Annotated in this window: 20 protein-coding genes; 14 read left to right on the top strand and 6 right to left on the bottom strand. The window is 62.8% G+C overall.

Going from position 1 to position 19,556, the window contains the following annotated elements; genetic code table 11:
* Positions 1-34: 34 nt before the first annotated feature.
* Together H620_RS0121890 and trmA are read left to right on the top strand one after the other, a co-directional pair.
* Positions 35-1,330 (top strand): NCS2 family permease, encoded by a 1,296-nt coding sequence (locus H620_RS0121890; RefSeq protein WP_023378695.1) that lies wholly within the window; start codon positions 35-37, stop codon positions 1,328-1,330.
* A complete protein-coding gene (trmA, locus tag H620_RS0121885; protein ID WP_023378694.1) occupies positions 1,327-2,412 on the top strand; it encodes a tRNA (uridine(54)-C5)-methyltransferase TrmA in 1,086 nt (361 codons plus the stop codon). The genes H620_RS0121890 and trmA overlap by 4 nt, the downstream gene beginning before the upstream one ends.
* Before the next feature lie 102 nt (positions 2,413-2,514).
* Here the strand turns inward: trmA and pcaG are convergent, their stop codons facing one another.
* Both pcaG and pcaH read right to left on the bottom strand, forming a co-directional pair.
* Positions 2,515-3,120, bottom strand: a complete 606-nt coding sequence (pcaG, locus tag H620_RS0121880; RefSeq protein WP_023378693.1) for a protocatechuate 3,4-dioxygenase subunit alpha — start codon at positions 3,118-3,120, stop codon at positions 2,515-2,517.
* A 10-nt stretch (positions 3,121-3,130) separates the two neighbouring features.
* Positions 3,131-3,850 carry a protocatechuate 3,4-dioxygenase subunit beta gene (pcaH, locus tag H620_RS0121875; RefSeq protein WP_023378692.1) on the bottom strand — a complete coding sequence of 240 codons (720 nt, stop codon included), beginning with the start codon at positions 3,848-3,850 and terminating at the stop codon, positions 3,131-3,133.
* Between the two features lie 201 nt (positions 3,851-4,051).
* Here pcaH and ypfJ point away from each other — a divergent pair, with 201 nt between their 5' ends.
* Positions 4,052-4,936 carry a KPN_02809 family neutral zinc metallopeptidase gene (ypfJ, locus tag H620_RS0121870; protein WP_023378691.1) on the top strand — a complete coding sequence of 295 codons (885 nt, stop codon included), beginning with the start codon at positions 4,052-4,054 and terminating at the stop codon, positions 4,934-4,936.
* A gap of 192 nt (positions 4,937-5,128) precedes the next feature.
* Positions 5,129-7,048 carry a methyl-accepting chemotaxis protein gene (locus H620_RS0121865; RefSeq protein WP_023378690.1) on the top strand — a complete coding sequence of 640 codons (1,920 nt, stop codon included), beginning with the start codon at positions 5,129-5,131 and terminating at the stop codon, positions 7,046-7,048.
* 108 nt (positions 7,049-7,156) lie between these two features.
* Here H620_RS0121865 and ggt read toward each other — a convergent pair whose 3' ends face one another.
* The 3 genes from ggt to mdaB all read right to left on the bottom strand — a co-directional run bounded on the left by ggt (position 7,157) and on the right by mdaB (position 10,640).
* Positions 7,157-8,824, bottom strand: coding sequence for a gamma-glutamyltransferase (gene ggt / locus H620_RS0121860; RefSeq protein WP_023378689.1), 1,668 nt, complete (start codon positions 8,822-8,824; stop codon positions 7,157-7,159).
* A gap of 203 nt (positions 8,825-9,027) precedes the next feature.
* Positions 9,028-9,924 carry a LysR family transcriptional regulator gene (locus H620_RS0121855; protein WP_023378688.1) on the bottom strand — a complete coding sequence of 299 codons (897 nt, stop codon included), beginning with the start codon at positions 9,922-9,924 and terminating at the stop codon, positions 9,028-9,030.
* Positions 9,925-10,049: 125 nt separating this feature from the next.
* Positions 10,050-10,640 carry an NADPH:quinone oxidoreductase MdaB gene (gene mdaB / locus H620_RS0121850; protein WP_023378687.1) on the bottom strand — a complete coding sequence of 197 codons (591 nt, stop codon included), beginning with the start codon at positions 10,638-10,640 and terminating at the stop codon, positions 10,050-10,052.
* Here mdaB and H620_RS27130 point away from each other — a divergent pair.
* A complete protein-coding gene (locus H620_RS27130) occupies positions 10,639-10,884 on the top strand; it encodes a hypothetical protein (RefSeq protein WP_158491094.1) in 246 nt (81 codons plus the stop codon). The genes mdaB and H620_RS27130 overlap by 2 nt on opposite strands.
* Positions 10,838-11,152 (top strand): putative quinol monooxygenase, encoded by a 315-nt coding sequence (locus H620_RS0121845; protein ID WP_023378686.1) that lies wholly within the window; start codon positions 10,838-10,840, stop codon positions 11,150-11,152. The genes H620_RS27130 and H620_RS0121845 overlap by 47 nt, the downstream gene beginning before the upstream one ends.
* Here the strand turns inward: H620_RS0121845 and H620_RS0121840 are convergent.
* Complete coding sequence (locus H620_RS0121840) at positions 11,142-11,906, bottom strand: sulfite exporter TauE/SafE family protein (RefSeq protein WP_027908036.1); 765 nt, start codon at positions 11,904-11,906, stop codon at positions 11,142-11,144. The genes H620_RS0121845 and H620_RS0121840 overlap by 11 nt on opposite strands.
* A 77-nt stretch (positions 11,907-11,983) precedes the next feature.
* On the opposite strand from H620_RS0121840, the gene H620_RS26080 reads away from it, so the two are divergent.
* The 8 genes from H620_RS26080 (at position 11,984) to H620_RS0121800 (ending at position 19,267) form a co-directional block, all read left to right on the top strand.
* A complete protein-coding gene (locus H620_RS26080; RefSeq protein ID WP_049818843.1) occupies positions 11,984-12,901 on the top strand; it encodes a LysR family transcriptional regulator in 918 nt (305 codons plus the stop codon).
* 195 nt (positions 12,902-13,096) lie between these two features.
* The gene (locus H620_RS0121830) at positions 13,097-13,702 is read left to right on the top strand and encodes a CDP-alcohol phosphatidyltransferase family protein (RefSeq protein WP_027908035.1); all 606 of its coding nucleotides are present in this window, start codon (positions 13,097-13,099) and stop codon (positions 13,700-13,702) included.
* 30 nt (positions 13,703-13,732) lie between these two features.
* Positions 13,733-15,490, top strand: coding sequence for a bifunctional alpha/beta hydrolase/class I SAM-dependent methyltransferase (locus H620_RS0121825; protein ID WP_027908034.1), 1,758 nt, complete (start codon positions 13,733-13,735; stop codon positions 15,488-15,490).
* Positions 15,487-16,800: a phosphatase PAP2/dual specificity phosphatase family protein gene (locus tag H620_RS0121820; RefSeq protein ID WP_027908033.1), complete on the top strand. Its 1,314-nt coding sequence runs from the start codon at positions 15,487-15,489 to the stop codon at positions 16,798-16,800. The genes H620_RS0121825 and H620_RS0121820 overlap by 4 nt, the downstream gene beginning before the upstream one ends.
* Positions 16,797-17,228, top strand: coding sequence for a hypothetical protein (locus H620_RS0121815; RefSeq protein ID WP_023378679.1), 432 nt, complete (start codon positions 16,797-16,799; stop codon positions 17,226-17,228). The genes H620_RS0121820 and H620_RS0121815 overlap by 4 nt, the downstream gene beginning before the upstream one ends.
* 10 nt (positions 17,229-17,238) lie before the next feature.
* On the top strand, positions 17,239-17,862 hold the full coding sequence (locus H620_RS0121810; protein ID WP_027908032.1) for a lysophospholipid acyltransferase family protein: 624 nt from the start codon (positions 17,239-17,241) through the stop codon (positions 17,860-17,862).
* Position 17,863: 1 nt separating this feature from the next.
* Entirely contained in the window at positions 17,864-18,796 is a 933-nt protein-coding gene (locus H620_RS0121805) for a phosphatidate cytidylyltransferase (RefSeq protein ID WP_023378676.1), read from the top strand.
* A gap of 126 nt (positions 18,797-18,922) precedes the next feature.
* Positions 18,923-19,267, top strand: a complete 345-nt coding sequence (locus H620_RS0121800; protein ID WP_003258412.1) for a cupin domain-containing protein — start codon at positions 18,923-18,925, stop codon at positions 19,265-19,267.
* Positions 19,268-19,556 lie beyond the last annotated feature (289 nt).

Below are 19,556 nucleotides of genomic sequence, written 5' to 3'. Positions count from 1 at the left end.
ATTCACGGCGCCGGGGGCGCCTTGGGGAGCGGGCATGCTGGAAAGGCTGTTTCAACTAAGAGCACACAACACCAATGTGCGCACCGAGATTCTCGCGGGCGTCACCACCTTCCTGGCCATGGCCTACATCCTGTTCGTCAACCCGAGTATCCTCGGCGAGACCGGCATGGACAAAGGGGCGATCTTCGTCGCCACCTGCCTGGCCGCGGCCATCGGCTCGACGACCATGGGCCTGATCGCCAACTACCCGATCGCCCTGGCACCGGGCATGGGCCTGAACGCGTTCTTCACCTACACCGTGGTCCTGCATATGGGGCACACCTGGCAGGTGGCGCTGGGTGCAGTGTTCATCTCGGCGGTGTGCTTCTTCCTGCTGTCGATCTTCCGCATCCGCGAATGGATCGTGAACAGCATCCCGCTGCCGCTGCGCTCGGCGATCGCCGCCGGCATCGGCCTGTTCCTGGCGCTGATCGCCTTGCACAATGCCGGCATCGTCGTCGATAACCCTGCCACCCTGGTGGGTTTGGGGGACCTCAAGCAACCCGCTCCGATTCTCGCCACCCTGGGCTTCTTCCTGATCGTTGGCCTTGAGTCGCTCAAGGTCCGCGGTGCGGTCCTGATCGGTATCCTGGCGGTCACGCTTGCCTCCATCCTGATGGGTGTGACCCCGTTCGGTGGTGTGGTCTCGATGCCGCCATCGCTGGCACCGACCTTCCTGCAGCTGGACATCAAAGGCGCCCTGGACATTGGCCTGGTCAGCGTGATCTTCGCCTTCCTGTTCGTCGACCTGTTCGACAACTCCGGTACCCTGATCGGTGTGGCCAAGCGCGCCGGCCTGATGGGCAAGGACGGCCACATGCCGAAGATGGGCCGCGCCCTGATCGCCGACAGCACCGCGGCCATGGCCGGCTCGCTGTTGGGCACCTCGACCACCACCAGCTACATCGAATCGGCTGCGGGCGTGAGTGCCGGTGGCCGCACAGGCCTGACCGCCATCGTGGTTGCCGTGCTGTTCCTGCTGGCGCTGTTCTTCGCCCCGCTGGCCGGTAGCGTACCGGCCTTCGCCACTGCCCCGGCGCTGCTGTTCGTCGCGGTGCTGATGGCCTCGGGCCTGGCGGAAATAAACTGGGACGATGTCACCGAAGCGGCCCCCGTGGTGGTCACTGCCCTGGCCATGCCGCTGACCTACTCGATCGCCAACGGCATTGCCTTCGGCTTCATCGCCTGGACCGCCGTCAAGCTGATCTCCGGCCGCCACCGCGACCTGAACCCGGCACTGGTGATCCTCTCCATCCTGTTCGTCATCAAGTTGGGCTGGTTCAACGCATGAGTGCTGTCTTCGACCCCTCCTCCTACGCCACGCAGCTGGACGCCAAGGTAGCCCGGCTGCGAGAGCTGCTGGCGCCCTTCGGCGCGCCGGAGCCGGTTGTTTTCGAGTCGCCCCGCGAACACTACCGCCTGCGGGCCGAGTTCCGCCTGTGGCGCGAGGACGGCCAGCGTCACTATGCGATGTTCGCCCCCGGGGAGAAACACAAGGCGATCCTGATCGACGATTTCCCCATCGCCAGCGAGCGCATCAACGCGCTGATGCCGCGCCTGAAAGCGGCCTGGCAGGCCAGCGAGGCACTGGGAAACCGCCTGTTCCAGGTGGAGTTCCTCACCACCCTGGCCGGCGATGCGATGGTCACGATGTGCTACCACCGCCCGCTGGACGAGGCGTGGGAAGTGGCTGCGCGCCAACTGGCCAGCGACCTTGGGGTGAGCGTCATCGGTCGTTCCAAGGGCAAGCGGCTGGTGGTCGGGCGTGACTATGCAGTGGAAAAGCTCGACGTGGCGGGCCGCGTGTTCAGCTACCGCCAGCCGGAAGGTGCGTTCACCCAGCCCAATGGCGCGGTGAACCAGAAGATGCTGAACTGGGCCTACGACGCCATTGGCGAGCGCGACGACGACCTGCTGGAGCTGTATTGCGGCAACGGCAACTTCACCCTGCCGCTGGCCACCCGCGTGCGCAAGGTGCTGGCCACCGAAATCAGCAAGACCTCGGTCAATGCCGCACTGAGCAACCTCGACGAGAACGCGGTGGATAACGTGCGCTTGGTGCGCCTGTCGGCCGAGGAACTGACCCAGGCCTTGAACGACGTTCGCCCGTTCCGCCGCCTGGAAGGCATCGACCTCAAGCGCTATGAGTTCGGCACGGTGTTCGTCGACCCGCCACGGGCCGGCATGGACCCGGACACCTGCGAGCTGACCCGGCGTTTCGAGCGGATCCTGTACATCTCGTGCAATCCGGAAACATTGGCGGCCAACATTGCCCAGTTGCAGGACACGCACCAGATCGAGCGCTGTGCGTTGTTCGACCAGTTCCCCTATACCCACCACATGGAGAGTGGGGTGTTGCTGGTCCGGCGCTGACGGCTCAACGACGAAGCCGCTGCCACGAATATCGCGCTATCGCAATATCCGTGGCAGCGGCCTTGGGTCGCGAAGGGGCTGCAAGGCAGCCCCAGGCTTGAATCAGAAGTCGAAGAAGACTGTCTCCCCTTCCCCCTGAATACGGATATCGAAACGGTACGCCGTCTTCCCATCCACCTCGCAACGCTTGGCAATCAGCGTCTCGCGGCGCTGCGGCTGCTCGATCAGGTTGAGCACCGGGCACTTGGCGTTGGCATCTGCCTCGTCATCGAAATACACCCGCGTGTGCAGATGAATGTTGATGCCTCGGGCAAACAGGCTGATGTTGATGTGCGGCGCCATGGGCACGCCCGCAGCGTTCTTCACGACACCCGGCTTGACCGTCTGCAAGGTCCACTCACCCGCATCGAAGGTGGTGGCGGTGCGACCGAAGCTGTTGAAGGCATTTTCCAGGTTGAAGGCATCCTGGTACTGGCCGTTGGCATCCGCCTGCCACACTTCCAGGAACGAATCCCGCACCAGGTGGCCGTTGCCGTCATATACATGGCCGATCAACAGGATGTGTTCGCCTGGGGCGTCTGGCTTGGCCAGGCAGTTCCAGATTTCCTGAGCACGGGTCGGGTTGCCGGCCGCTTCCAGGGCCAGGCCGATGTGTACGTATGGGCCGGCGGTTTGCGAAGGGGTTTCCGGCAGCAGTTCGATGGGCATGTCGGGGTCCTCAGCAGTTCTCGAAGTGGGTCTTGCGCTGGCCACGCAGCACGATGTCGAAGCGGTACGCCAGGCAGTCCATGGGGTTGGCGTTGCTCATGTCGAGCTTGGCGATCAACTGCTGCACGGCTTCGGGGTTGGCGATCGACTTGACGATCGGGCACATCGGAATCAACGGATCACCTTCGAAGTACAGCTGGGTGATCAGTTTGGTGGCAATCGACGGGCCGCTGATGGAGAAGTGGATGTGCGCCGGACGCCAGTCGTTCGGGCCGTTGCGCCATGGGTACGGACCGGGCTTGATGGTGCGGAAGCTGTAGTAGCCGTCACGGTCGGTCAGGCAGCGGCCGACACCACCGAAGTTCGGGTCCAGCGGCGCCAGGTAACGGTCGTTCTTGTGCCGGTAGCGACCACCGGCGTTGGCTTGCCACATCTCGACCAGGGTGTTCGGCACAGGCTTGCCGTACTGGTCGACGACGCGGCCGGACACGATGATGCGCTCGCCGATCGGCAGGCCACCATTGTTGAAGTTCAGCAGCAGGTCATGGTCGTGCGGGCCAAAGCCCAGGTGGGAAAAGTCCGGACCGGTGGTTTCGCTGATCGACTGCGGAATACTGACCAGAGCCTGGCGCGGAGAGCGGGCAACGGACGTCTTGTAGTCGGGCGTGAGGGCCTTGGGGTGCCAGTTGCGATCACGGATCACGAAGCGGCTGTTGTCCTGAGCGGGCATGCCGATTTCCTCTCTTGGAATTATCAGAACGCCTGTGGATGACAGGCGGACTTGCAGTTTCAGATAAGTCGCGCGGGATGAATATTGAAAACACGCGCCAATTACATAACCAAATGGTTATGCATCTCTACCCAGGGCTAACAGGTTGCGCTGCACTGAACTAACCTATGTCTTCATGTTTCACGCTCTGGAGCGCACTTCATGGAATGGCGAAAAGGCCGACGCAGCGACAATGTGGTCGATGCCCGAGGCGAAGGTGGTGGCGGCGGCATGCGCTTTGGCGGCGGCAAGGGGCTGGGGCTGGGTGCAATCCTACTGATCGTCGGCATTGGCTGGCTCACCGGACAGGACCCTCTGCAGATCCTTGGCCAGCTCGCCGGGCAGATGGAACAGCAGCAACAAGTCCCCAGTGGGGCTGGCGGCAAGGCGCCGCCGGCCAACGACGAGCAGGCCGAGTTCGTCGCCTCGATCCTCGGCGACACCGAAGATACCTGGAAGGCTCTGTTCTCCCAGGCCGGCAAGCAATACCGCGACCCCAAGCTCGTGCTGTTCAGCGGCCAGGTCAACTCGGCCTGCGGCTTTGCCTCGGCGGCGGTGGGCCCGTTCTACTGCCCGGCGGACCAACGGGTGTACCTGGACATGACCTTCTTCCGTGAAATGGAAACCCGTTTCGCTGCCGCAGGCGACTTCGCCCAAGCCTATGTCATCGCCCATGAGATCGGTCACCACGTGCAGACCCTGCTCGGCGTGTCGGCCAAGGTCGATGCCGCGCGGCGCAACGGCCAGCGCATGGAGGGCGACAATGGCCTGCTGGTACGCCAGGAACTGCAGGCCGACTGCCTGGCCGGCGTCTGGGCTTATCAGGCGCAGCAGCGGCTCAACTGGCTTGAGCCGGGTGATGTCGAAGAAGCGCTCAATGCCGCCAATGCCATCGGTGACGACCGCCTGCAACAGCAGGGCCAAGGGCGCGTGGTGCCCGATTCGTTCACCCATGGCACTTCGCAACAACGGGTGCGTTGGTTCAAGACCGGTTTCGCCCAGGGGGATGTGAACAGCTGCGATACCTTCAGTGCGCGGAATCTTTGAGATTCACGGGTAAGTCCACCCACGGCCTTATGAAAACGCAAACGTTTTCATAAGGTTACAAATCAGCTGAAAAAGCGTTTCAGCTTCCGTTTTTCTTGCCGATAACTGCTGCACGAATCAGCAGGCACCCAGAAGAACAACGCCTAGCGATCGAAGATCAAGCGAGCGAAATCATTTTTCTGGAGAGCGTGCATGAACAGCTGGTTCGCCAACATCAGCGTAAACCTCAAGCTGGGCCTGGGCTTTGGCCTGGTCCTTGTCCTGACCGGCCTGCTGGCCCTGACTGGCTGGACCAGTCTGGGCAGCCTGATCGACCGTAGCAATTGGATGGGCGACATCGGTCAGCTCAACAAAGACCTGACCGACCTTCGGGTCGCGCGCCTGCAATACATGATCGCCAACGGCGATGACGCAGCGGCAGCCAATACCCAGGCCAAGCTCGATGCCTTCAGCAAGCAGCAGCAATACCTGGCCAATACCTTCAAGAGCCCAGAGAACGTCAAGCTGCTCAATGAACTGGGCCAGACCATCAGCGAGTACAAGGTGTCGCTGAACAAGATGCGCGCCGGTTACAAGAACTCCCTGGCGGCCCGCGAAGCCATGAACAGCTCGGCCATCAAGGCTGACCAAGCCATGGACACCCTCAGCGAGGAGGTCATGGCCCGCCCAGAGACCGACAGCGTGCGTCTGGCCCAGTACCAACTGATCAGCAAGACCCGCCAGCAATTGTTGCAGGTGCGCATCGATGTACGCGGCTACATTGCCGACAACACTGCTGCCAACGAACAAGCCGCATTGCGCCAGCTCGACGCGGCGCTGGCTGAAGTCGAAACCCTCAAGCGCCAACTGCCTGGCGACGCCAACCGCCTGCAGCAGTTCGAGCAGTCGGTGCAGGCCTACCGGGATGCCGTGCGTCAGTTCCGCGATGCCGTCGCCGGTATCACCACTGCACGCGCGGAAATGACCGTACAGGGCGCGGACATCGTCAAGCGCAGCGATGCGCTGTACAAGATCCAACTTGAGCGTCGTGACGCGGAAAGCACCCAGGCCCGCAGCCTGCAGACCATCGCCACCCTGCTGGCACTGCTGGTAGGTGTGCTGGCGGCGGTCATCATCACCCGCCAGATCACCCGCCCGCTGCGCGAAACCTTGCACGCGGTGGAACGGATCGCTGGCGGCGACCTCACCCACGATCTGCGGGTGACCCGCCGCGACGAAATCGGTGTGCTGCAGCAGGGCATCGCCCGCATGGGCACCACCCTGCGCGAACTGATCTCCGGCATTCGCGACGGGGTTACCCAAATCGCCAGCGCCGCCGAGGAGCTTTCGGCCGTCACCGAGCAGACCAGCGCCGGCGCCAACAGCCAGAAAGTCGAAACCGACCAGGTCGCCACGGCCATGCATGAAATGGCCGCCACGGTTCAGGAAGTGGCGCGCAATGCCGAACACGCTTCCCATGCCGCCACCGGTGCCGACGGCGAAGCCCGGGCCGGTGATCGCGTGGTCGGTGAAGCGATCAGCCAGATCGAGCGCCTGGCCGAGGAAGTACACCGTTCTACCGAGGCCATGAACCTGCTGCAGCAGGAGAGCCAGAAGATAGGCAGCGTCATGGACGTGATCAAGTCGGTCGCCGAGCAGACCAACCTGCTGGCCCTGAACGCCGCCATCGAAGCGGCCCGTGCTGGCGAGGCCGGCCGTGGTTTCGCGGTGGTCGCCGACGAGGTGCGCGGTTTGGCCCAGCGTACGCAGAAATCCACCGAAGAGATCGAAGAGCTGGTGGCCAGCCTACAAAGTGGCACCCAGCAGGTGGCCAACGCCATGCAAGGTAGCCGCACCCTGACCGACAGCAGCGTCGAGCTGGCGCGCAAGGCCGGTGCATCGCTGGAAAGCATCACCAGTACGGTGTCGAACATCCAGTCGATGAACCAGCAGATCGCGGCAGCGGCCGAGCAGCAGAGCGCCGTGGCCGAGGAAATCAGCCGTAGCATCCTCAATGTCCGGGATGTGTCGGAGCAGACCGCGGCGGCCAGTGACGAGACGGCGGCCTCCAGCGTGGAGCTGGCTCGCCTGGGTGGGCACCTGCAGATGCTGGTCAGTCAGTTCCGCGTTTGACCGAGAGATGGCCTTGGCGGGTAGAACCGCTCCCACGGAATCGGCGCAAGGCGCCGTACCGGTGGGGGCGGGTTCACCCGCGAATGCGTCAGCACGGTCAGTCCAGTATCACTTGACGATCATCCCTACCCCACGTCCACGCGGGTCAGAGGCCGTCTCAAGCTTTTCTCCCGTCACCCGGATCGCCTGGATATCACCCATCTCCCAGCCCTGGTCCTCCAGCACATAACCCATCTTCCTCAGCTCATCCGCCACTGGCCCGGTGAGCGGTGCATAACTGTCATAGTAGAGGGTGTCCTTGGGCAACAACTGATGGTGCACGCGCTGGGCCGCGACTGCCTTCTCAAGCGGCATGCCATAGTCGTACAAGTTGTTCATCACCTGGAAGATCGAGGTGAAGATCCGCGAGCCGCCTGGCGTACCGATCACCAGCACCACCTTGCCATCGCGCGTCATCAGGCTCGGGCTCATGGACGAGAGCATGCGTTTGCCAGGTTCGATGGCATTGGCCGCGCCTCCCACCACACCGAAGGCATTGGCTGCGCCAGGCTTGGCACTGAAGTCGTCCATCTCATCGTTGAGCAGGAAGCCCGCCCCCTTGACCACTACGCCGCTGCCGTAGTCGAGGTTCAGGGTGTAGGTGTTACTGACGGCGTTGCCCTGCTTGTCGACGATGGAGAAGTGCGTGGTCTGGTGCGACTCCAGCCCCGGCTTGACGCCATCGGTATCGGAGATGGCATTCGGGTTGACCTGGGCTGCGCGCTTGGCCAGATAGTCCTTGGCAATCAGCTTGTCCACCGGCACCTGGGTGAAGGCCGGGTCGCCCAGGTAGTCGGCACGGTCGGCGAACACCCGCTTTTCGATTTCGGCCAACAAGTGGATGTAGCGCGCCGAGTTGTGCTCCACGCCCTTGAAGTCAGCTTCGCGGTTGGCCTTGATGCCCAGCAATTGCGCCAGGGCAACGCCTCCCGAGCTGGGCGGCGGAGCGGTGTAGACCACATTGCCACGCCAGTCGATTGCCATCGGTTGGCGCCAGATGGCCTTGTAGTCCTTGAGGTCTTCCTTGGTGATCAGGCCTTTGTCGGCTTGCATCTGCGCCACCAGCAAATCGGCGGTCTTGCCCTGGTAGAACTCGCTGGCACCTTTGTCGGCGATGCGCTCGAGGGTTTGCGCCATTTCCGGCTGCTTGAACAGCTCGCCGACCTTCATGCTGGAAAAGTAGTCGTTGAAGTTGGTGCCCGCCTTGAACAGGCCCTGGGCGTCGTCACGGTACTGGTACTGTTTCTGCGCGACCTTGAAGCCATTCTTGGCATAGCCGATGGCGGGGGTCAGCAGTTCGCTCCAGGGCAACTTGCCGAACTTCTGGTGCGCTTCCCACAAGCCCATGACAGTGCCAGGCACGCCTGCTGCGCGGGCGCCGACCAGGCTGAGGTTCTCGATCACCTCGCCTTTTTCGTCCAGGTACATGTTGCGCGTTGCAGCTTTGGGCGCCACTTCGCGGTAGTCGAGGAAATAGGGCTTGCCGTCGACGAACAGGGTCATGAAACCACCACCGCCGATGTTGCCTGCCTCAGGGTAGGTCACCGCCAGGGTGAAGGCAGTGGCCACTGCGGCGTCCACTGCGTTGCCGCCTTTCTTCAGGATATCGGCGGCCACCTGCGCACCATATTGATCAGGTGCAGCCACCGCTGCGCCCTCAAGGGTTACGGCGTAAGCCGAAGAACAGCTCAGAATCGCGGCTCCGAGAGCCATGGACGTGAACAGGACGTTACGCATAACACTTCCTTGGTGTTGTTTTTGTTGATCGGTCAGTAATACCGGAACTTACCGACCGTGCAAACAACCTTCGGCTCTGTGTGAAAAGTCTTGAGACGAAGGTCAGGCTGTTTTCAACGCAGCATCACCGAGTATCAACGCTTTTCGTACAGAGCCTAGGAGCTTTCGCCGCCCTTGGACAGCAATTGTCGCCCCCAGGCAACTCAGCAGGCGTACATCGCCAATTTGTTCTGGATGAAATCCAGGAAGCACTGGATACGCAGGGCCAATTGCGTGTTGCGGTAGTACACCGCGTTGATCGGCTGCCGGTAGCCATTGTTGGCATCGCCCAGCACGACCTGAAGACGACCGGTACGAATGTCCTCGTGGGTCATGAAGTGCGAGAGGCTGACGATGCCCTCTCCCGCCAAGGCCAACTGGCGCAGGGTTTCGCCGCTCGAAGCGATGAGTGCCGGACGAATCGTCCAGCGATCGCCGTGCGCATGGCGCAGCGGCCATTGATTGAGCACCTCGGGTTGGCTGAAGCCGAGCAAGCAGTGGTCGTCGAGGTCTTCCACTCGCTGCGGCGCGCCGTGCCGCTCCAGGTAGGCCGGGCTGGCCAGCACCTGCACGGGGCTGCACCCCAGCGAACGCGCATGCAGGCTCGAATCGGCCAGTTCACCGATGCGAATGGCCACGTCGGTGCTTTGCTCCAGAAGGTCGATGATCAGGTCGTCGGTGTTCAGCTCCAGCTCGATGCCGGGGTACAGGCGCCGGAACTCGCCAATCCACGGCAGGATGGCATGGAGCATGAACGGGGCAGCGGCGTTGATACGCAGGCGGCCGGAGGGGGTCTGGCGGTTCATCGACAGACGCTCTTCCATTTCATCCATCTGTTCGAGGACGAGCCGCGAGCGCTCAAGGAAGAAGCGGCCTTCTTCGGTCAGGTCCATGCGTCGGGTGGTACGGTTGACCAGCGTGGTATCGAGTTTGGCCTCCAGACGCGACAGGGTGCGGCTGACAGCAGACGGCGTCTGGCCCAGTTGCTCGGCAGCGGCGGAAATGGAGCCGCTGTCGATGACGGCGACGAAAACCTGGAGTTCTTCGGATCGGGTTTTCACGTGGCAGGCCTGTATCGAAAAGTGCTGTGATTGATAGCGGGTCGCCGGGCACTGCGCAAGTCAAGCACAGTGCCTGCAGGCGCCGGCTCGCCGACGATGAGGCCGGCACAGGCACCGCGAAACCGTTACCCTTGCTTGCCGAACACCTCTCCCAGGTGCGCCTCATACGCTGCCAGCGCCGCCGGTACGTCAGGCCGCTTCATCACATCCACCGCCAGGAACGTCGGCAAACCAGTCATGCCGAGGAACTGATTGGCCTTGTGGAACGGGAAGTACACCGCATCCACACCTTTACCTTCGAAGAAGTCGGTCGGGTCGTCGAAGGCTTGCTCAGGAGCATTCCAGGTCGCCGAAATCATGTACTGCTTGCCCTGCACGAGTCCGCCGCTGCCGTACTTCTGCGAGGCATCCGACCGGGTGCGACCATCGTTGGCGTAGAGGCTGCCATGGCCTGCGGTAAAGACTTCGTCGATGTACTTCTTCACGGTCCACGGCGCGCCCATCCACCAACCTGGCATCTGGTAGATGACCACATCGGCCCACAGGTACTTCTGCACTTCTTCAGCGACGTCGTAGCCGCCATCGATGAACGTTTCCCGCACATCGAAACCGGCGCGGTCCAGGTAGGCAACCGCCGCATCGTGCAGGGTCTGGTTCAGACGACCGTCGGAATGGGCGAACTGCTTGCCGCCGTTGAGCAACAGGATCTTTTTCATGGGTAACCTCGAACGTGGGTGTCGATCCGAGGCGCTGCGCCTGCCGATCGAGCCGAATGGGATGGCGGCAGGTTACGGAGCGGGCAAGCTGAGAAAAAGCGGCCTTGGGGCAAAATACTTTTGCCTTGAAATCATCAATGGTTCGGCCATTGTTGCCTTAGAATCGTTTCAGTCATTCAACCTTAGAGGCACCCCCCATGAGCGAGCAGCACGCCTTCATCCTCAAGGCCAAAACCCGTCCTGAAAAGTCCGAAGCCTTTGAAACCCTGTTCCGGGCGTACGTAGAACCGAGCCGCCAGGAACCGGGCTGCGTCGAATACCACATGCTGCGCGACAAGCAAGACCCGACCCTGTTCGTGTTCTACGAAGTCTGGGCCAGCAAGGCCGCCCTGGATGAGCACTCGGCCTTGCCGCACATGCGCGAATTCTTTGAAAAGCGCATGGACTACCTGGAGCGCGATTTCGATATCCAGCTCATCGAGATGCTCAGCCCTTCATCCGCTAGCCGTTGACCAGCAGGTGGCCGCCCAACGCGGCCAGGCCCACGAAGAAGCAACGCTTGAACCCTACCGCGCTGATGCGTTGGCGCAACCACTGGCCGGCCAGCATGCCCAGCAATGCTGGCGCCAGCATCAGCAGCGATGCGCCCAAGGCTTGACCGCCAAGGGCATCCTGCCTGGCCAGGCCAATGGCCAGGGCCAGCGTAGACACCGTGAACGATAGGCCCAAGGCCTGGATCATTTCGTCACGGTTCAGCCCAAGGCCCTGCAGAAAAGGTACCGCCGGCATCACGAACACGCCGGTTGCCGCCGTCACCACGCCGGTCACCAGTCCGCACAGGGGGCCTAGCCATCTTTCCTGCGCTGGCGATAGCTGAAAACCACGGCCGACCAGGCCGTACAGCGCGTAGGCGAGCAACGCCGCGCCCAGCGCATGAACGGCCCAAGGTCCGCTGTCGATACCCAACCAGGCGCTGCCAAGCAGGGTGCCAACGACGATCATCAGCAACAGGGGGCCCAGACGGCGCAACAACGCCAGCAGGTGCCCGCCAGCACCCAATTGCCACAGGTTGGTCAACGTCGACGGAACGATCAACAACGCCGCAGCCTGTGCCGGCGTCATAGCCAGACCCAACAGCCCCATGGCGATGGTCGGCAGGCCCAGGCCGATGACACCCTTGACCGTACCGGCCAGCAGGAAGGTCATCACCACCAGCAACGACAGCGCCGGTCCTATGTCTTGGTAGAAAGCGATCAGTGTGTTCATGCGCCCATGATGGGCAGTATCCGCTGGTTTGAACATCTGCCATATACTCAGCCTGACTCTTGCCAGGACAGAGGCACATGCACTTCGACTTGATCGACCTGAACCTGTTCCAGCATGTGCTGGAGTGCAGCAGTATCACGGCAGGTGCCCAGCGCAGCCACCTGTCCCTGCCCGCGGCCAGTGCGCGTATCCGTGCGATGGAGAGCTCGCTCGGGATTGCGCTGCTGGCCCGTAATCGCCGGGGCGTGCAGCCGACGCCTGCTGGCCAGGCGCTGTTGCAGCATGCCCGGATGATCGGGCAGCAGGTCGAGCGGTTGCAGTTCGACCTGGCGCAATATGCCCAGGGGCAGCAAGGCCAGGTACGCCTGCTGTGCAACACGGCGGCACTGACCGAATACCTGCCGGAGCTGCTGGCCGGTTACCTGGCCGAGCAACCGGGCGTCAGCATCGATGTACAAGAGCTGCCGAGCCTGCGCATCGTCCAGTCGATCACCCAGGGCATGGCCGACCTTGGCATCATCTCCACCGCCGTGCCCAGTGATCATTTGCAGACTCTCCCGTTTCGCGAAGATCCATTGGTGCTGGTGATGTCCCCTGACCACCCGCTGGCAAGCCTTGAAGATGTCAGTTTCAACGCCAGCCTCGCCCATGGCCATGTGGGCCTGGATGCGAGCAGTGCATTGGCGCTGCACCTTGAAGAACAAGCGCTGCGACAGGGGCGACGCATGCAGGTGCGGGTACGGGCGGAGGGTTTCGATGGGTTGATCCGTATGGTGGCCGGGGGCGCCGGTATCGGCATCGTGCCGCTGGCCTCGGTACGCCGTTGGGAAGCGACACTCGCGTTGCATTGGCGAAGACTGCAGGAGGATTGGGCCAAGCGGCAACTGCTGCTCTGTGCGCGGGACTTCGCCGCGCTGCCAGGTTATACGGCTGGCTTGGTCAGCAGCTTGCTACACGCCAAAGGTGACAAGCGGCCCCTCACGCAGCCGATGTAGGACTCGTCTGCTTCATACGTCAGAAAGATCACATAGTGCGCCGTTTCACAACGAACCCACCCGCGATCCTCCAACCATTGACTACCATTGCTCTGGCAAGAGGATACCTGAGGCAGCTCATCGAGCCGTAGCCCTCAGGCTCGAGGCCACTTGCTCCAGTCGTCCTGCAATACCGAACTGCAATGGGAGCCTGATGTGCTATCGATCTACCAATTGAAACCACACTTCCAGGCCCTGTTGCGCCCTGCGGTAGACCGTCTCCACGGCCGTGGCGTCACGGCCAACCAGGTCACGGTCGCAGCGGCACTGGTGTCGGTATTGCTGGGTTTGCTGTTGGCGTGGTTGAGCCCTGTCACATGGCTGTTCATCCTGATCCCCATATGGATGTTGCTGCGCATGGCGCTCAATGCGGTCGATGGCATGCTGGCCCGTGAATTCGGCCAGCAATCGAAACTGGGGGCTTACCTGAACGAGCTGTGCGACGTGATCGCGGACACCGCGCTCTACCTGCCATTCGCATGCTTGCCTGGGGTGACGCCACTGCTGGTGGTACTGGTGGTGATCAGTGCGCTGATCAGCGAATACGCCGGGGTCATGGGGCCGCTGGTGGGTGCTTCGCGGCGCTATGACGGCCCCATGGGCAAAAGCGACCGGGCCTTCGCCTTCGGCCTGCTGGGCGCGGGCGTGGCGTTCCACCTCCTGAGCCCGGCGTGGATCGACGGCCTGCTGCTGGTCATCCTCGCCCTCTCGCTCTATACCCTCTACAACCGGGTTCGCCAGGGTCTGGTAGAAACCCGCTGAGCCTAGTGTCGCCGGACAAGGACCTTCGCCATGCGCCAAGCGCAATCGCTGTATTTCCCTACCCATGATGGTGTCGAACTGCATTACCGTCATTGGCCCGCCACCCGAAACGAACATCAGCCAAGACGGGCGGTGGTGATGTTCCACCGAGGCCATGAACACGGCGGGCGCATGGCTCATCTGGCCGACGAGCTGGACATGCCTGGCTACGACTTCTTCGCCTGGGATGCGCGTGGCCATGGCCAGTCGCCCGGTGCTCGCGGCGATAGCCCAGGGTTTGCCACCAGCGTGCGTGATGTGCAGACCTTCATCGAGCACATCCAGGCGCGCCACGGTATTGCCGAGCCAGACATCGTGGTGCTTGCCCAGAGCGTCGGCGCGGTTCTGATCGCCACCTGGGCCCATGACTACGCCCCCAAGGTGCGCTGCCTGGTGCTTGCCTCGCCGGCCTTCAAGGTGAAGCTGTACGTGCCCTTCGCCCGCCCAGGCCTGAAGTTGCTCAAGGCCCTGCGCGGCAACTTCTTCGTCAACAGCTATGTCAAGCCGCGCCTGCTGACCCACGACCCGGAGCGGGTCATGTCGTACATCGCCGACCCGCTGATCAGCCGGCCCATTTCGGTAACCATGCTGCTGGGCTTGTACGAGGCAGCCGACCGCGTGGTCGCCGATGCCCAGGCGATCCAGGTGCCGACCCAACTGCTGGTGTCGGGGGCCGACCTGGTGGTCGAGCGCGCACCGCAGGAGCGCTTCTTCGAGCGCCTTGGGTGCCTGCGCAAGGAAATGCATGTGCTTCCCGGCTTCTTCCACGACACCCTGGGCGAACGCGACCGCGGCCATGTACTCAGGCGCATCGAGCGCTTCGTCGAGCACAGCTTCGACAACCCCGTGGCAGCGCCCAGCTTGCTCGATGCGGACAAGACCGGCGCCAGCTGCGCCGAAGCCGAAAGCCTCGCCGCGCCGCTACCCCGCAACTCGCCCCGCGAGCTTTACTGGCGCGCCACCCGCGCAGGGCTGCGCCTGGGCAGGGGCTTCTCCGAAGGCGTGAGGCTGGGCTTCGACACCGGCTTCGACTCTGGCAGCACACTCGACTACGTCTACCGCAACCAGCCCTCGGGCAAGGGGTCACTGGGCCGTCTGATCGACCAGAACTACCTGAACGCCATAGGCTGGCGAGGCATCCGCCAACGCAAGCTGCACGTCGAGGAATTGCTGCGACTGGCCATCGATCGCCTGCGCGAGCAACAGCGACCCGTGCATATCGTCGATATCGCGGCAGGCCATGGCCGCTACATTCTCGAAGCTTTGCAGGCACATGATCGGCAGCCGGACTCGATTTTGCTGCGCGACTACAGCGAACTGAACGTGCAACAGGGCAGTGCCCTGATCGAAGAAAAGGGTTTGGCCAACATCGCTCGCTTCGTACAGGCCGATGCATTCGACCGACAGGGCCTGGCTGCGCTGGAGCCACGCCCGACCCTGGCCGTGGTGTCCGGCCTGTATGAACTGTTCGCCAGCAACACCCTGGTTGGCAACTCGCTGGCTGGCCTTGCCGAGGCCGTGGAGAATGGCGGTTACCTGGTCTACACCGGCCAACCCTGGCACCCGCAGCTTGAGATGATCGCCCGCGCCCTTACCAGCCATCGTGGTGGCGAGGCCTGGGTGATGCGGCGACGCAGCCAGGCAGAGATGGACCAACTGGTGGAAGCCGCGGGTTTTCGCAAGCTGGCCCAGCGCATCGATGAATGGGGCATCTTCAGCGTGAGCCTGGCGCAGCGAGTTCGTGAGTGAAGCCGATGCGTGAGCCTGGGCTTATCCGGCGAGGCGTGCTGTGGCTGTTGCTGCTCGGGCCAGTCTTCTTCCTCAGCTATGGCCTGGCCAACAGTCACACCGAGGGCCGCGACGATGTCGGCAGCCTGGTGTTCGCCTGGGAACGGCACATACCGCTCTGGCCCTGGACCATCCTGCCGTACTGGTCGATCGACCTCCTTTATGGCCTGTCCTTCCTGCTGCCGCGTACACGCCGCGAAATGGACCGCCATGCCCTGGCCCTGCTCACCGCGCAGGTGATCAGTGTCAGCTGCTTTCTGCTCTGGCCCCTGCGTTTCACCTTCGAACGGCCGGCAATGGATGGTCTGTTCGGCTGGCTGTTCGAGGTGCTGATGGGGTTCGACAAGCCATTCAACCAGGCCCCCTCGCTGCACATCGCACTCTTGGTCATCATCTGGTCGATGTTCGCCCGGCATCTGCATCGCCCGCTCTGGCGTTGGGTCATGCATGGGTGGATGGCGCTGATCGGGGTGTCCGTGCTCACCACTTGGCAGCATCACTTCATCGACCTGCCCACCGGAGCATTGTCCGGATTCGCCTGCCTCTGGCTCTGGCCGCCTAAGGGCCAGTTGCCCTGGCAGCATGCCCACCTGGCTCGCGAACCGTATCGCTGGCGCCTGGCGCTGCGCTATGGGGCCGGGGCGATGGGCAGCGTGGTAATTGCGCTGCTGGTGGGTGGTGCCGGGTTATGGCTGCTTTGGCCGGCCGTGGCGCTGCTGCTGGTAGCGCTGAACTACGCGGCGCTGGGCGCACAGGGTTTTCAGAAAGGTGATGACGGACGCTTGTCGATTGCCGCCAGCGCGCTGCTTGCCCCCTACACGCTGGCGGCATGGATCAATTCGCGACTGTGGACATGGCGTCACCCCAATGCCGACGCAGTCTGCGACGGGGTTTTCCTGGGGCGTATTCCAGGCCAAGTTGAAGCTTCGAGCTATGCCGCAATCGTCGACCTCTGTGCGGAACTGCCTTGCCCGATGACCCAGGGGGTCGATTACCACGTGCTGGCCACGCTCGACCTGATCGCGCCGAACAGCCAGTTGCTGCAGCAAGCCGCCGCGGCGATCGAGCGGTCGCGCCACCAAGGCCCTTTGCTGGTCTGCTGCGCGTTGGGCTACTCGCGCAGTGCCAGCGCGGTCGCCGCCTGGCTGCTATTGACTGGTCGATGCAGCGACATCGCCCATGCACAGGTACTGATCCGCAAGGCTCGCGAGGGCGTGGTGCTGTCGCCCGCCCATCGCCTGGCGCTGCAACGGCTGGGCAGCCCGCCATGAAGCTGATGGTGGTGGCCAGCCTGCTCGGTCGTGGCGCGCAGCTGGAGCGTCTGTCCGATGGCATCAGCCTGCTGGCCTTGGCCTATGGCCTGGCGCCGCTGCTGGGTGCAGCGCTGACGCCATCGGCCAGCCTGCTGTGCGCTGCCCTGCTCGCCCTCGGTGTGTTGCACAAATACTGGGCGGTACGTGTCGCGCTGGACGCCGACCTGTTCGCCCGACTTGGCGCCAGCACCGATTTGGCGGCCGATACCCAGGCTCTGGACCATGCCCTGTTCGACCTGCATTTGAAAACCCAGCCCGAAGACGCCCGCGACTGGTCTGCCCGAAGCCAGGCGGCACTGGCGCTGTTGCGCCGTCAGACCCTGTGCCTTGGCCTGCAGGCGCTGCTGACGTTGGCTACCCTGCTGACAGTGCCTTTCATTGGATGATCACCGAGCCATGCTTGCCGCCCTGACTGCCTTCATCATCACCAGCGCAGCGCGCCTGATCACCGGCGCCCGCGCCCTGTGGCTAGGCTGCGCACCGCAACCGGTGCAACGCCTGTATTTCGCCAACCACAGCAGCCACGGCGATTTCGTGCTGATCTGGGCCTCACTGCCTGCGCCGCTGCGCAGGCATACCCGGCCCGTGGCAGGCGCCGATTACTGGGCCAAGCCTGGGCTGCGCGACTTTCTGATCCGCAAAGTGTTCAACGGGGTGCTGATCGACCGGCACCGGGTCGAAGGCCAGGGCAACCCACTGCAACCGATCTTCGACGCCCTGGCCCAGGGCGACTCCCTGATCTTCTTCCCGGAGGGCACCCGCAACCTGGGCGATGAGCCGCTGATGCCCTTCAAAAGTGGGTTGTTCCATTTGGCCGCCGCCAATCCCGGCATGCAATTGGTGCCCGTCTGGATCGCCAACCTCAACCGTGTGATGCCCAAGGGCCGGGCCCTACCGTTGCCGCTGTTGTGCACCTTGAGTTTTGGTGAGCCCATTCACCTGCAGGCCGACGAGGGCAAGCAGGACTTTCTAGAGCGGGCCAGTCAGGCCCTGCTGAATCTGGCACCAAAGGATGCCTGACATGGACGACAACACCCTTCTGCTGTTCGCCGGTATTGGCGCGCTCCTATTGCTCGCCAGTGTGATCGGTCGCTTGCTCAAATGGCGTGCAGGCCCTGCCCCTCATGCGGTAATCGACAACCTCAACGCCCGCATCAATGCCTGGTGGGTGATGGTACTGGTGATCGGCATCGCCTTCCTGTTCGGCAAGTACGGTGTGATCGTGTTGTTCTACGGCGTTTCGTTCTACGCCTTGCGCGAGTTCATGACCCTCACCCCGACCCGACGCAGCGACTACCCGGCGCTCGTGGCCGCATTCTACGTGGCGCTGCCGGTGCAATATTTGCTGATTGCCATGGACTGGTACGGGTTGTTCAGCATCTTCATCCCGGTGTACCTGTTCCTGCTGCTGCCGATTCTGGCCAGCTTCGGCGGTGACACCACGCGCTTTCTGGAACGGGCCTCGAAGGTACAGTGGGGCCTGATGATCGCGGTTTACTGCCTGTCTTCGGTACCCGCCCTGCTGACCCTCGATATACCCGGTTACGAAGGCCGCAACCTGTTGTTGATCGCCTGGCTGATTCTGGTGGTGCAGATCAGCGACGTGCTGCAGTACGTGTGCGGCAAGTTGTTCGGCAAGCACAAGGTGGCGCCCAACCTGTCACCGTCGAAGACCATCGAAGGCCTGGCCGGCGGTGTGGCACTGGCGACCTTGGTCGGCGCCCTACTGTGCTGGATCACCCCGTTCAGCTTCTGGCAGGCTGCATTGATGGCCTTGACGGTCAATGCCATGGGCTTTTTCGGTGGGCTGGTGATGTCGGCGATCAAACGCGACCGTGGGGTCAAGGACTGGGGGCACATGATCGAGGGCCACGGAGGCATGCTCGATCGGATGGATTCAGTGTGCTTCGCTGCGCCGGTGTTCTTTCACTTTGTGCGCTACTGGTGGGCGTGAGCCGTGGCGCTGCACGGGTCGACGGCATAGCGCGGTCAGGCAGCTGGACGTCGAGCCCAGGCAACTGGCGCTCGGCCAATGGCCCTATGGTGATACGTCATTCAGCCAGTCACCAGGAGTTGTGCCATGTCCGATTTCATCACCGTCCTGCGCGAGACCTGCCCGACGCCGGTCGTGGACGCCACCAAGTGGAAGCGCATCGGCGGCGATCCGCACACCGTCAACCTCAACGCCTACTTGTCTGCCGACGGCAGCAAGATCATGGGTACCTGGATCTGCACGCCAGGCAAGTTCGAGGTGAATTACGAAAAGTGGGAGTTCTGCCACTTCCTCGATGGCTATTGCATCATCACCCCGGAAGGTGAAGAGCCCAAGCACCTCAAAGCCGGTGATGTGTTCGTGATCGAACCGGGAATGAAGGGCACCTGGGAAGTGGTCGAGACCGTGCGCAAGTATTTCGTCTTCGCCTGATTCTTGATATGGGTTGGGGATGCTAGGTGGCTGTCATGGTTTAGCGGTGATGCGTATATCGAGCGCCGCCCGCGCGGCGCATCGCGAGCAAGGCTCGCTCCCACGTTTGTTTCGGGCCAATTATTCCTGCGAGATTCGTGCGCGAACGCGTTGGCGCATGGCTCGATATCGCGCCGTACAAACAAGGCGGTCGCGCGCGTCTGTCACAGGCGTTATTGGCCGTAAACAAACGTAGGAGCGAGCCTTGCTCGCGATGCGCCGCGCGGGCGGCGCTCGATCTTGCAAACGC

It is taken from the genome of Pseudomonas taiwanensis DSM 21245, assembly GCF_000425785.1.
Classification (GTDB): Bacteria; Pseudomonadota; Gammaproteobacteria; order Pseudomonadales; family Pseudomonadaceae; genus Aquipseudomonas; species Aquipseudomonas taiwanensis.
The sequence above is the reverse complement of the archived record's forward strand: the minus strand, read 5'-3'. Positions and strand labels throughout refer to the sequence as shown.

What these genes read in the sequence shown, in the direction of transcription:
- H620_RS26080 (WP_049818843.1), top strand. Translation starts at nt 11,984, where the DNA reads ATGCACTTCGACTTGATCGACCTGAACCTGTTCCAGCATGTGCTGGAG.
- H620_RS27130 (WP_158491094.1), top strand. Translation starts at nt 10,639, where the DNA reads ATGGGTAACCTCGAACGTGGGTGTCGATCCGAGGCGCTGCGCCTGCCG.
- mdaB (WP_023378687.1), bottom strand. Translation starts at nt 10,640, where the DNA reads ATGAAAAAGATCCTGTTGCTCAACGGCGGCAAGCAGTTCGCCCATTCC.
- H620_RS0121815 (WP_023378679.1), top strand. Translation starts at nt 16,797, where the DNA reads ATGAAGCTGATGGTGGTGGCCAGCCTGCTCGGTCGTGGCGCGCAGCTG.
- H620_RS0121800 (WP_003258412.1), top strand. Translation starts at nt 18,923, where the DNA reads ATGTCCGATTTCATCACCGTCCTGCGCGAGACCTGCCCGACGCCGGTC.
- H620_RS0121845 (WP_023378686.1), top strand. Translation starts at nt 10,838, where the DNA reads ATGAGCGAGCAGCACGCCTTCATCCTCAAGGCCAAAACCCGTCCTGAA.
- H620_RS0121865 (WP_023378690.1), top strand. Translation starts at nt 5,129, where the DNA reads ATGAACAGCTGGTTCGCCAACATCAGCGTAAACCTCAAGCTGGGCCTG.
- ypfJ (WP_023378691.1), top strand. Translation starts at nt 4,052, where the DNA reads ATGGAATGGCGAAAAGGCCGACGCAGCGACAATGTGGTCGATGCCCGA.
- pcaG (WP_023378693.1), bottom strand. Translation starts at nt 3,120, where the DNA reads ATGCCCATCGAACTGCTGCCGGAAACCCCTTCGCAAACCGCCGGCCCA.
- H620_RS0121840 (WP_027908036.1), bottom strand. Translation starts at nt 11,906, where the DNA reads ATGAACACACTGATCGCTTTCTACCAAGACATAGGACCGGCGCTGTCG.
- ggt (WP_023378689.1), bottom strand. Translation starts at nt 8,824, where the DNA reads ATGCGTAACGTCCTGTTCACGTCCATGGCTCTCGGAGCCGCGATTCTG.
- H620_RS0121890 (WP_023378695.1), top strand. Translation starts at nt 35, where the DNA reads ATGCTGGAAAGGCTGTTTCAACTAAGAGCACACAACACCAATGTGCGC.
- pcaH (WP_023378692.1), bottom strand. Translation starts at nt 3,850, where the DNA reads ATGCCCGCTCAGGACAACAGCCGCTTCGTGATCCGTGATCGCAACTGG.
- H620_RS0121825 (WP_027908034.1), top strand. Translation starts at nt 13,733, where the DNA reads ATGCGCCAAGCGCAATCGCTGTATTTCCCTACCCATGATGGTGTCGAA.
- H620_RS0121805 (WP_023378676.1), top strand. Translation starts at nt 17,864, where the DNA reads ATGGACGACAACACCCTTCTGCTGTTCGCCGGTATTGGCGCGCTCCTA.
- trmA (WP_023378694.1), top strand. Translation starts at nt 1,327, where the DNA reads ATGAGTGCTGTCTTCGACCCCTCCTCCTACGCCACGCAGCTGGACGCC.
- H620_RS0121810 (WP_027908032.1), top strand. Translation starts at nt 17,239, where the DNA reads ATGCTTGCCGCCCTGACTGCCTTCATCATCACCAGCGCAGCGCGCCTG.